At 70.1% G+C, this 11,980-nt stretch carries 11 protein-coding genes; 7 read left to right on the forward strand and 4 right to left on the reverse strand.

What is annotated here, in order from left to right; all coding sequences use genetic code 11:
- The 5 genes from G5C66_RS22415 to G5C66_RS22435 form a co-directional block, all read left to right on the forward strand.
- Positions 1-1,233, forward strand: a 1,233-nt coding sequence (locus tag G5C66_RS22415; protein WP_206444453.1) for a hypothetical protein, incomplete at its 5' end; no start/stop codon positions are given.
- 111 nt (positions 1,234-1,344) lie between these two features.
- The gene (locus tag G5C66_RS22420) at positions 1,345-3,609 is read left to right on the forward strand and encodes a serine/threonine protein kinase (RefSeq protein WP_165113298.1); all 2,265 of its coding nucleotides are present in this window, start codon (positions 1,345-1,347) and stop codon (positions 3,607-3,609) included.
- A gap of 36 nt (positions 3,610-3,645) precedes the next feature.
- On the forward strand, positions 3,646-6,171 hold the full coding sequence (locus G5C66_RS22425; RefSeq protein ID WP_165113300.1) for a bifunctional FO biosynthesis protein CofGH: 2,526 nt from the start codon (positions 3,646-3,648) through the stop codon (positions 6,169-6,171).
- A 21-nt stretch (positions 6,172-6,192) separates the two neighbouring features.
- A complete protein-coding gene (locus tag G5C66_RS22430; protein WP_165113302.1) occupies positions 6,193-7,410 on the forward strand; it encodes a hypothetical protein in 1,218 nt (405 codons plus the stop codon).
- Between the two features lie 9 nt (positions 7,411-7,419).
- Positions 7,420-8,397, forward strand: a complete 978-nt coding sequence (locus G5C66_RS22435; protein WP_338144282.1) for a formylglycine-generating enzyme family protein — start codon at positions 7,420-7,422, stop codon at positions 8,395-8,397.
- Here the strand turns inward: G5C66_RS22435 and G5C66_RS22440 are convergent.
- Positions 8,382-9,935, reverse strand: a complete 1,554-nt coding sequence (locus G5C66_RS22440; protein ID WP_206444454.1) for a sulfatase-like hydrolase/transferase — start codon at positions 9,933-9,935, stop codon at positions 8,382-8,384. The genes G5C66_RS22435 and G5C66_RS22440 overlap by 16 nt on opposite strands.
- A gap of 127 nt (positions 9,936-10,062) precedes the next feature.
- Between G5C66_RS22440 and G5C66_RS22445 the strand changes: the two genes are divergently transcribed.
- Positions 10,063-10,515 (forward strand): DUF5709 domain-containing protein, encoded by a 453-nt coding sequence (locus tag G5C66_RS22445; protein ID WP_338144283.1) that lies wholly within the window; start codon positions 10,063-10,065, stop codon positions 10,513-10,515.
- Here G5C66_RS22445 and G5C66_RS22450 read toward each other — a convergent pair.
- The 3 genes from G5C66_RS22450 to G5C66_RS22460 are packed head-to-tail and all read right to left on the reverse strand — an operon-like array spanning position 10,512 to position 11,554.
- The gene (locus G5C66_RS22450; RefSeq protein ID WP_165113304.1) at positions 10,512-10,907 is read right to left on the reverse strand and encodes a VOC family protein; all 396 of its coding nucleotides are present in this window, start codon (positions 10,905-10,907) and stop codon (positions 10,512-10,514) included. The genes G5C66_RS22445 and G5C66_RS22450 overlap by 4 nt on opposite strands.
- 24 nt (positions 10,908-10,931) lie before the next feature.
- Positions 10,932-11,231, reverse strand: a complete 300-nt coding sequence (locus G5C66_RS22455) for a hypothetical protein (protein WP_165113306.1) — start codon at positions 11,229-11,231, stop codon at positions 10,932-10,934.
- Positions 11,231-11,554, reverse strand: coding sequence for a hypothetical protein (locus tag G5C66_RS22460; protein WP_165113308.1), 324 nt, complete (start codon positions 11,552-11,554; stop codon positions 11,231-11,233). Before G5C66_RS22460 ends, G5C66_RS22455 begins: the two co-directional genes overlap by 1 nt.
- A gap of 77 nt (positions 11,555-11,631) precedes the next feature.
- On the opposite strand from G5C66_RS22460, the gene G5C66_RS22465 reads away from it, so the two are divergent.
- A complete protein-coding gene (locus G5C66_RS22465) occupies positions 11,632-11,979 on the forward strand; it encodes a hypothetical protein (protein ID WP_338144284.1) in 348 nt (115 codons plus the stop codon).
- Position 11,980 lies beyond the last annotated feature (1 nt).

Genomic DNA, 11,980 nt, shown 5'->3' on the forward strand with positions numbered 1-11,980 from the left:
CCGCCTCCACCTGCCCAGCCGCCCACGGCACCGCCCCCGCCGCCGCCCACGATGGCGATGCCCGCGGCACCGGCCGGTGGCTACGGCCCGCCTCCGGCGCAGCCACCGGTTGCGTACGGCTCGGCCTACGGGCTGCCGCCGCACCACCAGCCGAAGAAGAGCAACAAGGGGCTGCTGATCGGTCTGGGTGCCGCCGGCGCGGTGGTGCTCGTCGCGCTGCTCGGCACCGGGGCGTGGGCGTTCTTCACCGGGCGTCTCGGGTTCGGCCCGCTGAGCGCCGAGGACAAGAAGGCGGTGACCGCGATCGCCGCGGAGGCGCCGAAGCCGGCCTGGGCCTCCGACGGCGACGCGAGGTGCGCCGCCGAGCAACTGGTCAAGGACGAGCGCAGCGAAGCGCTGGGCAAGGCCGGACTGATCAAGATCACCGGCGAGACCGTGACCTACACCGGCGCCTGGCGCGGGCAGCAGGCGACGACGTACGCCGAGGGTCTGCTCTCCTGCTCCGGCGACTGGAGCAAGGCCATCGGCAAGGAGTGGGCGCTGGCCGACACCGGCTGCCTCGGCGACGTCGACGAGGCGGCGATGGCCGGCCTGATCACCACCCAGGTCATGGAGGTCGAGGACGCCGGCGTCCAGAAGAAGGCCGACAAGGCGGTCTCGGCGCTGGACGAGTGCTACACAAGCGACGAGCTCACCGCGCCGACCGCGACCGCGACGCCGGCCGTGCTCGGCGTCGACTTCACGGTCAAAGGTCCGGCCGTCGAGGGCAGCGAGGTGGTCCTGCGAGCGAAGTCCGCCGACTCCACCGAGTGGGTGCCGGTCACCGGCGGGAAGGTCAACATCCCCGTGCGCGAGGGCGGCCAGGAGGGCTGCGCGACCTTCGAGGCCTCGATCAGCTACCCCTGGGGCACCACGAAGACCAGCGAGACCGAGGCCTGCGGCAAGGCGAAGGACCGCCGGCTGTGGTGGACGAAGGACAAGACCTGCGCCCAGCCGAAGTTCGCGCCGTGCAGTTCATGGACGCTCCACTACGAGGGCTACGAGCTCCTCTCCAGCGTCACGATCAAGCTGAAGCTCAACGGCGGCAACTGCCAGTCGGCGTCGGGTTCGTGCTCGGACACCGCGTTCGTCACCAAGCCGAGCGGCACCTGGACGAACTGGACCGCGCCGAAGGGCTGGAAGGACCGGTTCACCGCCGAGGTCGACGGACTCACGGCGGTCCTTCCCAACTAACGCCTTAACAATTGGTCTCGCCCGTGGCGTTGGCGCGCGACGATCGTTGACGGGACGCTAGGGTTTCGGCAGAGGTCATTCGGGTAAAAAAATCAGGGCGAGGTTCTAAAGATGGTTGCGTTCCCCCAGGAAGGCGAGCAGTTCGGTCGCTACGTGATCGAGCGGGTCCTGGGTCAAGGTGGCATGGGCGTCGTCTACCAGGCGAAGGACCCGGCGCTGCGACGCAAGGTGGCGCTCAAGCTGGTGCTGCCCTCGCTCACGGTCGACAAGGACTTCATCACCCGCTTCGAGCGGGAGGCCAACATCCTGGCCAAGCTGCGCTCGCGCAACATCGTGCAGATCATCGAGTACGGCGAGGTCGAGGGCACCGTCTACCTCGTCACCGAGTACGTCCCCGACGGCGACCTGCACGGCTGGCTGAAGTCCAAGGGACCGCTCGAGACCGTCCAGGCGCTGCGCCTGGTCGGCGACGTCAGCGACGCGCTCTTCGACGCCCACCGCGCAGGCGTGGTCCACCGCGACGTCAAGCCGTCCAACGTGCTCCTCTGGGAGCGCCAGGAGGGTGAGCTCGTCCCCTACCTGACCGACTTCGGCATCGCGACCGAGGGTGACTCCAACGTCACCCGCGCCGGCTCCGTGGTCGGCTCGCTGCCCTACATGTCGCCCGAGCGCCACATGGGTGAGCAGGCGACCGCGTCGGGCGACATCTACGCCGCCGGCTGTCTGCTGTGGGCCTGCCTGACCGGCAAGGCTCCCTACACCGGCACCGACTTCGAGCTGATGAGCGCCCACATCAACAACCCGGTGCCGCGGCTGCCCGCCGCGACGCCGGGTGCCGACCTGATCAACCCGATCATCCAGCGGGCGCTGGCCAAGAAGCCGGAGAACCGTTTCCAGACCGCCGCCGAGCTCTCCAAGGCGCTCGACAAGGCCGCCGACCGGCTCGAGGAAGCCGGTCTCGGCGGCGGTGTCATCGGCGGTGCCGCCGGTGCGGCCGCTGCCGACCTCGGCTCCCGTCCCGGCGCCAGCTACGACACCTCCGCGAGCGGCTCCTCCGGCGGCGGCACCCCGCCTCCTGAGGCCGAGGCCCAGCCCACGATCGTCAAGCGCCCGGGCGAAGGCACCCCGACGCCGGCGCCGCTCGCCAACGAGACCGACTCCACGGTCGTGCACAGCGGCAAGGGCCTGCCGGCAGCCGCTGCGGCCGCGGCAGCGGCCGGTCCGGCCACCGGTGGCGGCCAGCCCGAGTGGCTCCCGTCCCACCACTCCAACGCCGGCCAGGGCAGCGGCGGTGACAAGAAGAAGCTCTACGCCATGGTGGGCGGCGGCGTCGCCGCGGCCCTGCTCGTCGGGGTCGGCATCTTCACCCAGGGCTTCGGCATCTTCGGCCTCCACGGTGACGACGCCAAGGCGGCCGAGGCGATCGCCAGCGGCGTACCCAAGCCGGGGTGGGCCAGCGAGGACCAGATGTCCTGTGCGGCAGAGAGCCTGGTCGGCAAGGTGCCGGCGGCCGAGCTGCGCTCCCACGGAGTGGTGGACGCTGGCGACGAGTGGACCTACACCGGCGAGTGGCCCGCGGACGACGCGATGAAGTTCACCCAGGGCCTGCTGGACTGCACCGAGTCGTGGGCGACCGAGATCGGCGACAACTGGAAGGTCGGCGACACCCGCTGCATGGAGAAGGAGGTCGACAAGACCTCCATGGCCGGCCTCCTCGCCGTCGGCGACCTCCTCAAGGAAGGTGACCCCGGCGCGGCCGGTCCGGCCAGGGAGAAGGCCGTCAAGGCTCTCGACGCGTGCTACGTCAAGGCCGACGCGCTCGGCGCCAAGGTGACCCCCAAGCCCGCCTATATGCAGGTCGACTTCGACGTGCAGGAGCCGACCGCTCCCGGCGGTGAGTCGGTGATCGCGATCGCCAAGAAGGGCAGCGGCAGCTACGAGGAGCTCAAGAGCTCCACCTACGAGCTCCCCGTCACCGAGGGTGGCGTCGAGGGCTGCGTTGCCGTCAAGACCACCGTCACCTTCGCTTGGGGCACCGAGAAGGCCACCGACGCCGAGGCCTGCGGCAAGGCTCAGCCGAAGAAGCTCGAGTGGATCAAGCAGGACCAGTGCACGGACAAGACCTACAACGCGCAGAAGGTCGCCTGTAACACCTGGACGCTCCACTTCGAGGGCTTCCAGCCGGGCAAGAAGTTCGACGTCAAGCTCACCATGAACGGTGGCAAGTGCTCCGAGGCGAAGGGCGCGAAGTGCGTCTGGCCCGGCACCCCCGACGGGGAGGGCAAGGGCGCCGTCATCAATTGGTCGGGCCCGAAGGACTGGAAGGCCAAGTTCGTCGCCACTGCCCCCGGGGCGAGCGCCCAGATCGACAACTAGTTCGACAACTGGGCGGCGCCTACTAGGCTGCTCGTGATGAGCGAGCAGCCGACACCTCAGCAGATCCGCCGGGCGCTGGCCCGGGCCGAACGCGGCGCAGCCCTCGACGTGGCGGAGGCTTCGGCGCTCCTCGCCGCCCGGGGCGACGACCTCGACCGGCTGACCGCCGCGGCGGCGAAGGTACGCGACGCCGGACTGGTCGCGGCCGGACGGCCCGAGACGGTGACCTACTCCCCGAAGGTCTTCATCCCGGTCACCAAACTGTGCCGGGACCGGTGCCACTACTGCACCTTCGTGGAGACGCCGGGACAGGCGGCGCGCGACGGCCGCGAGCCCTATCTCAGCCCTGACGAGATCCTCGAGATCGCCGCCGAGGGCGCGAAGCTGGGCTGCCTGGAGGCGCTGTTCACCCTCGGCGACCGGCCGGAGGACCGCTGGCCGGAGGCGCGGGAGTGGTTGGAGAGCCGCGGCTACGAGTCGACCCTCGACTACGTGCGGGCGATGGCGATCCGGGTGCTCGAGGAGACCGGGCTGCTCCCCCACCTCAACCCCGGCGTGATGTCGTGGGAGGAGATGAACCGGCTCAAGCCGGTCTCCCCGTCGATGGGGATGATGCTCGAGACCACGAGCCGCCGGCTGTTCGAGACGAAGGGTGAGGCCCACTACGGCTCGCCCGACAAGGACCCGGCGGTGCGGCTGCGGGTGCTCGAGGACGCCGGACGACTCTCGATCCCGTTCACCTCGGGTCTCCTGGTCGGCATCGGCGAGACGCTCACCGAGCGCGCGGAGACGATCTTCGCGCTGCGGAAGGTGCACAAGGCGTACGCCGGGCTGCAGGAGATCATCGTGCAGAACTTCCGGGCGAAGCCGTCGACCGCGATGCGTCACGTCGACGACCTGGGCCTGGACGAATACCTGGCCGCGATCGCGGTCACCCGCATCGTCCTCGGGCCGAAGGCCCGGGTCCAGGCCCCGCCCAACCTGGTCGACCTCGACGAGTGCCGGGCGCTGCTCGGCGCCGGGATCGACGACTGGGGCGGCGTCTCGCCGCTCACCCCCGACCACGTCAACCCCGAGCGCCCCTGGCCCTCGCTGGACGCGCTCCGCCAGGTGACCGCCGAGGCGGGCTTCCAGCTCCGGCCGCGGCTGACCGTCCACCCCGAGTACGTCAACGGCACCCTGCGCGACGGCCAGGCCTGGATCGACCCGCGCGTCCTCTCCCACGTCGAGGCGCTCGCCGACGCGGACGGTCTGGCCCGTGACGGCGTCCGGCCCGAAGGTCACCCGTGGCAGGAGCCCGACGGCGGCTTCACCGCCGCCGGCCGGGTCGACCTGCACACCTCCGTCGACACCGAGGGCCGCACCCACGACCGCCGCGACGACTTCGAGACGGTCTACGGCGACTGGGACGCCGTCCGGGAAGCAGCCACCGCGACGGGCGCTCCCGCGGTCCTCCACGCGGAGGGCCACGCCGCCCTCGCTGCCGCCGAGAAGGACCCCGGCAACCTCTCCGACGAGCACGCGCTGACGCTGATGACCGCCGAGGGCGACCTGCTGCGCCAGGTCACCAGGCTCGCCGACGACCTGCGCAAGCAGGTCAACGGCGACACCGTGACCTACGTCGTCAACCGCAACATCAACTTCACCAATGTCTGCTACGTCGGCTGCCGGTTCTGCGCCTTCGCCCAGCGCCGCACGGACGCTGATGCGTACTCCCTCGATCTGGACCAGGTCGCCGACCGCGCCGAGGAGGCATGGAACCTGGGCGCCACCGAGGTGTGCATGCAGGGCGGGATCGACCCCGAGCTCCCCTCGACCGCCTACTTCGACCTCGTCCAGGCGGTGAAGCAGCGGGTGCCGGAGATGCACGTGCACGCGTTCAGCCCGATGGAGATCGTCAACGGCACCGCCCGCACCGGGCTGTCGATCGAGGACTTCCTGATCAAGGTCCGCGAGGCCGGCCTCGGCAGCCTTCCCGGCACTGCCGCGGAGATCCTCGATGACGAGGTCCGCTGGGTGCTGACGAAGGGCAAGCTGCCCGCGAAGACCTGGATCGAGATCGTCTCGACCGCTCACCGCGTGGGCATCCCGACGACGTCGACGATGATGTACGGCCACGTGGACAACCCGCGACACTGGGTCGGCCACCTCCGCGTCCTCGCCGGCATCCAGGACCAGGCCCGCGAGCACGGCAACGCCGGCTTCACCGAGTTCGTGCCGCTCCCCTTCGTGCACACCAGCGCGCCGATCTACCTCGCCGGCGCGGCCCGCCCCGGCCCGACGATGCGCGACAACCTCGCCGTCCACGCGCTGGCGCGGATCATGCTCCACGGCCGCATCGACAACATCCAGACCAGCTGGGTCAAGCTCGGCGTCGACGGCACCAGAGCGATGCTCCAGGCCGGCGCCAACGACCTCGGCGGCACCCTGATGGAGGAGACGATCTCCCGGATGGCGGGCTCCGAGCACGGGTCGGCAAAAACTGTGTCCGAGCTCGAAGAAATCGGCGCCGGCATAGGCCGGGCGGTATCCGAGAGGACTACCCTCTACGATCCTCGCTGAACTGTCTCGAGGAAGAGTGAGATGTCCGACCCCACCGGAAGCACCGCTCAACAGCAACCCAAACCGACCGAGCTCGCCAACGCGGCGGCCGAGGAGGCCCGTCGCCGGCGGCTGGGGCTGCCTCCGCTGCCACGGCGGCGGCGCGACCGGGGCCGGCCCGTACGTCTCGTGCTGCGCTGGCTGGTGATCGTCGGGGTGCTGGTGGCGGTGGCCTTCCTCGGGACTTCGGCGTGGGCCTACTTCACCGGGGAGATCGGGCCGCTGCGCGGCGACGAGAAGGATGTCGCGCGCACCCTCGCCCTCGCCGGCGACACCCCGGCGTGGGCCGATCCCGAGCAGATCCGGTGCGCCGCCGAGACCGTCGTCAAGGACGAGGGCAGCGTCGGCCTCACCGAGGCCGGGGTGGTCGCCAAGACCGGCGGCGGCTTCACCTACACCGGCGAATGGCCGTCGGCGCTGGGGTCGCAGTGGTACGCCGAGCTGCTCGACTGCGCGGAGGGCGGGGCGAACGGCTGGAGCAAGCAGGTCGCCGGCGCCTGGACGCTCGACGACCCCCGATGTCTGCGCCAGGTCGGCCGGCCGGCGATCGCCGGCGTGCTCGCGGTGACCAACCTGCGGCTCTCCGACGAGGACCTCGCCGCGAAGAACGTCGACACGATCACCGACCTGGACAGCTGCTACGCCCGCACGCCGGAGGCCCCGACCGCCGCCACGGCCGCGGGCTACCGCCAGGTGACGCTGACGGTGACCGCACCCGAGGTCGCCTCCGGCGTGGCCTCCATCGACGACGGCGCCGCCCAGCCCACCGCCGGCGAGGACCCCGAGCTGAGCTACACGATCCCGGTCGCCAAGGGCGGCACGGAGGCCTGCGTGGAGGCGACGACCAAGGTGACGTACGCCTGGGGGACGGTCCGCACGGGCGAGCCGGCCCGGCTCTGCGGCAAAGCCGCGGCGGCCCGGATGGAGTGGCACACGGTCAAGCGCTCGTGCCCGAAGGACAGGCCGAGGTGCACCTACATGGCGGCGTACGTCGAAGGGCTCGCCGACAACCAGACGATGACGGTCACCTACCGGCCCTCGGGTGACTTCACGTGCGCCGCCAAGAAGCCGACGTGCACGGTCAAGATCAAGGCCGACGCCAACGGCAAGGCCCGCACGCCAGGCCTCATGGTGACCGGCAAGAAGGGGAAGATCGTGGCCAGCGCGGGCACTCTGAAGGCCACCTACACCGGCTCGTAGGCTGGTGTCGTGCCCTCAGACCTCACCTTCGGCGCGACCCGCGGACCCAGCCCCGACCCGGCCCAGCGCCCGCCGGCTCTGCCCCGCAAGCGCCGCCGGACCCTCGTCGACCTCCCCGGCGGGACGTACGCCGCCGGGGACTCCTTCGGTGAGGGGTACCAGGCCGACGGCGAGGGCCCGGTGCACACCGTCGACCTGCCCGGCTTCCGGCTCGACGCGACCGCGGTGACCAACGAGGAGTTCGCCCGGTTCGTGAAGGCGACCGGCTACGTCACCACCGCCGAGCGGGAAGGCTTCTCCGCCGTCTTCCACCTGGCCTTCGAGGGCGACCCGCGCGACGTCCTGGGCCGTTCCCCGGAGGCGCCGTGGTGGCTCGGCGTCCGCGCCGCCTCCTGGCGAGCGCCCGAGGGCCCCGGCTCCAACGTCGGCCGCCGCGGCAACCACCCGGTCGTGCACGTCTCCCACGACGACGCGCTGGCCTACTGCGAGTGGGCCGGCACCAGGCTGCCGACCGAGGCCGAGTGGGAGTACGCCGCCCGCGGCGGTCGCGCCGGCTCGCGGTTCCCGTGGGGCGACGATCTGGAGCAGGACGGCACCCACCGCGCCAACGTCTGGCAGGGGGTCTTCCCGGACACCAACACCGCGGACGACGGGTTCGTCACGACTGCTCCGGTGCGGACGTACGAACCGAACGGGTTCGGCCTGTTCCAGATGATCGGCAACGTCTGGGAGTGGTGCGCGGACTGGTTCTCGCCGACCTACTACGCCGAGCTCGCCGACTCCCCGGAGTCGATCGCCGACCCGCGCGGTCCTGCCGAGGGCCTGACCCGGGTCATGCGCGGCGGCTCGTACCTCTGCCACGACTCCTACTGCCACCGCTACCGGCTCTCGGCGCGCTCCAGCAGCCCGCCCGACTCGACCGCGGGCAACCTGGGCTTCCGCTGCGCGGCCGACGCGACCGACACGACCGATCAGTCGGCCGGGTAGAACTCCTTCGGACAGGTGTCACCGGCGCAGTCGGCGTACCTGTCGCTGAGCGCGCGCAGCTCGGCCAGCTTGTCGCCGTACTCGTAGAGCAGGGCGAGCGAGTGGATCTGGTAGGGGTCCTCGGCGAGGTTGTAGAGCTCCTCGCTGCCGTCGGAGAACCGGGCGTAGGTCCAGTCGCCGAAGCGGATCCCCGAGTAGATCTGCTTGTGGCCGTCGTTGACCCGCCAGGCGGAGAGCGGGATCACCCGGTTCTGCGCGGGCGCGGTGAGCCACGGCATGATGTTGACGCCGTCCTGGGTACGTCCGGGCTCGGCGCCGGCGACGGCCATGACCGTGGTGGCGATGTCGGGGTTGCCGACGCCGGTGGCCAGCGTGCGCCCGGCCGGGATGCCCGGGCCGCGCAGGATCAGCGGGATCCGCTGCGTCTCGCGGTAGTGCATCAGCTTGCCGTTGATGTTGTGGCCGCCGGTGGTGTAGCCGTTGTCGGAGGAGAAGATGATGATCGTGTTGTCGAGCTGACCGGTCTCCTGCAGCCGGAGCACGTGGCTGGCGACCGCCCGGTCGAGCGCCTGGACGGCCTCGACCCGCTGCTCGTGCGCGATCCTCAGCTCGGCCCGCCCCTGCTCGTCGAAGAACTTGCGCGAGGCCGAGATCCGCGGCGCATCGGTCGGGGTGCGGAACATGTAGGGCAGGTCCGGCAGCTCGAGGCCGTCGAAGGAGTGCTTGTCCTCGTCGGCCGGCCTGGTCGTGCTGGTGCCCTCGGGGTCGTCCTTCTCGCCCGGGCCGCCGTGGTGGGGCGCCACGTAGTTGAGCCACATGTACCACGGCTTGTCGGCGCGCTCCGGCGCCGAGATCATCTCGTTGGCCTGGTCCCGCATCACGTACGTCGTGTAGCGGTTGTAGGTGGTGAACTCGCCGTTGTGGTTGATCCGGGGCCGGACGAAGTTGTAGGTCGACATGTCGGTGGTCGCTCGCCAGTCGGTCCACCCCGGTGGCACGTCCTTGGCTGTCCCGCGCAGGCCGTAACCGTTGAGGTACTTGCCCGCGAAGAGGGTGTCGTAGCCGGCCTCCTGCAGCGCCTCGGGCAGCGTGCCGGTGTGGTCCATCGACTCGTAGCCACCGCGCTCGCCGTTGATGGTGACGGTGTGGTGGTTGTGGCTGTACTGCCCGGTCAGCAGCGACGCGCGGGCCGGCACGCAGATCGGGGTGGGCGCGATCGCCTCGGTCATCGAGGTGCCCTGCGCGGCCAGGAGGCTGCGGGTGTGGGGCATGAACTCGAGATCCTCATAGGCGAGGTCGTCCGCCGTGATCATGAGGATGTTGGGCTTGGTGGAGTAGGGCTCCCAGTCGGGCGTCTTCGTGGGCGTCGAGGGCACCACGCTCTCGGAGGACCCGTCGGCGACGCGCGCGAACGCGCTCCCGGCCAGCGTCCCCAGCGAGCCCAGGGGGCCGGTCGAGTCAGGCATCGCGCCGAGCGCGAACGACGAGCTCGCGAGCACGGCAACAGCCGCCACAGCCAATCGGGCGCGAGGCGCCATCTGAGTCTGCTCCCTCGGTCGTTCCCCGCGTCGTGTTTTTCCGTCCGGTTCCACTCCATACCGGACCGGGTTAACGTTACCGAAGGGGGCCTCGATGGCCCCAATGCCGGCCGATGAGGAGACTCAGGTGAGCGAATCGCGCGAGATCTACGGGGACTACAGCGTCGACGACGAGGACCAGATCACCGGCGAGGACGCGCTGTCCGGCGATGTTCTCGAAGGCGAGGTGCGCGACGAGCTCGACCACGGCATCGTCACCGCCGACCGCTACTCCACCGACTACGGCAACACCCCGTGGGAGGAGGAGCACCGCGAGTGCATCGACCAGCGTCAGCACCAGGAGATCCCCGAGCCGGACCCCTACGCGGTCGAGTACGACGACGCCGAGGAGGCCGACGACCCCGACGGTCGCGAGGTGGGCAACAAGCGAGCGGGCCGGCTGGTCGACCCCGACCGTGGCGGCGGCGAGGACACCGAGTCCGAGGTCTATGGGATCGACGCCGGCATCGACGGCGCCGGCGCCTCTGCGGAGGAGGCGGCGATGCACATCATCGACGACAGCGACGACGACTACAGCTAGGCCGTGAGGTCGTCGACCTCGAGCACGATCTCCACCTCGAACCCCTCCGAGCTCTCCAGGTAGAGCGCCGTGTGCTCCTCACCCCCGGCGTGCGGGTAGCGGTCGGCGTACATCTCGTGCCAGCCATGCTCGGTCGACGCCGCCCGCATCCGGTCGAGCACCTCCCGGCTCTCGACGGTGAACGCGATGTGGTTCACGCCGGGCCTGAGCCGGTCCTGCGTGCCGTGCTGGTCCGTGGAGTGCTCCATGAAGACGTACGTCCCGTCCGGCGCCTCCCAGAAGTGGCCCTTCTCGCCGGCCTCCCAGCCGAGCTCGCCAAAGAGCCAGCCCCACTCGCCCGAGGCCGTCTCGAAGTCGTCGACCCAGAGGTCCCAGTGGTGGATCGCCCGCATCTTCGTCTCCCCGGTCTCAGGCGATCATCCGACGATCGCGACGTTCTTGACCTCGATGTCGTGTGCCTCTTCACCATAGTTGTGTACGGCGGTGGCCATCGTCTCCAGCACGCTCGCGGCACGGCCCGAGGCGTCGATCATCCGGCGCGCGGCCCGGTCGGCGGCCTGCTTCGAGCCGGTCTCGGCCGACCAGCCGGCGGTGATCTGGTCGACCTCGTCCATGAGGTCGGTGAAGAACGTGCGCAGGTCCTCGGCGGCCGTCCTCAGGGTCGTCTCGAGGTCGTCGATGCTGGCTTCCTTGACGATCAGACTGTTGTCGCTCATCAGAGGGGTCCCAGCCGCTGCTCGAGGTTCGCGGCCTGGCCGTGGGCCTCCTGGACGATGTCGTTCTGGGTGGTGGCGTGCTGGATGTCGACGTCGCGCAGCGCGGCGGCGTACTCCTGCATCAAGATCCCCAGCCCGCCGACCTTCTCGAACCAGGTCTGCAACGACTCCACGAGGCCGCCCGCGGCGCTACCCATCATCCCCGGGACCGAGGCCTCGATGTTGCCGGAGAGAGTGGTCAGCAGCTTCTCGAGATCAGCGATGCTGTCCTCGACATGCTTGGCCGCAGCGGTCTGCTGCCCCACCGTCAGTTGAATGTTCACAGGCGCCCCAGGTTGTTTCGATGTGCCGGCGAGCGTGAGGCTACATTGTCCTCCGACGTACGCGGTCGGGTACAGACGTGAAAGGGCTCGTGATGCCGTCCTACGACTTCGAGGTGGATCTGGAGTCCTTGGCCAAGGCCGCTCAGGGACTGGCCGAGACGGTGCAGCTGTTCAAGGACAAGGACGTCGAGGACCTGGTGCCTTCCGAGGACGCGTGCGGCTCCGACGAGGTCTGGAGCGCGGTCGAGGAGTTCAAGGACCGTTGGGAGCGCGGCATGAACAACCTCTGCGAGGACGTCGGCGAGATGTCCGGCCGGATCGGGAAGATCGCGATGAACTACATCGAGCTCAATGAGAAGGGCACGGCCGAGATGGACAAGGCCAAGTCCGCAGCCACCGACCTCACCATCACCGGCGGGAAGTAGC

The organism is Nocardioides turkmenicus (assembly GCF_011045035.1).
In the GTDB taxonomy this organism is placed as follows: Bacteria; Actinomycetota; Actinomycetes; order Propionibacteriales; family Nocardioidaceae; genus Nocardioides; species Nocardioides turkmenicus.

Bases quoted from the DNA above. Each gene is read 5' to 3' on its own strand.
- G5C66_RS22430 (WP_165113302.1), top strand. From the start codon at position 6,193: ATGTCCGACCCCACCGGAAGCACCGCTCAACAGCAACCCAAACCGACC.
- G5C66_RS22455 (WP_165113306.1), bottom strand. From the start codon at position 11,231: ATGAGCGACAACAGTCTGATCGTCAAGGAAGCCAGCATCGACGACCTC.
- G5C66_RS22450 (WP_165113304.1), bottom strand. From the start codon at position 10,907: ATGCGGGCGATCCACCACTGGGACCTCTGGGTCGACGACTTCGAGACG.
- G5C66_RS22420 (WP_165113298.1), top strand. From the start codon at position 1,345: ATGGTTGCGTTCCCCCAGGAAGGCGAGCAGTTCGGTCGCTACGTGATC.
- G5C66_RS22425 (WP_165113300.1), top strand. From the start codon at position 3,646: ATGAGCGAGCAGCCGACACCTCAGCAGATCCGCCGGGCGCTGGCCCGG.
- G5C66_RS22440 (WP_206444454.1), bottom strand. From the start codon at position 9,935: ATGGCGCCTCGCGCCCGATTGGCTGTGGCGGCTGTTGCCGTGCTCGCG.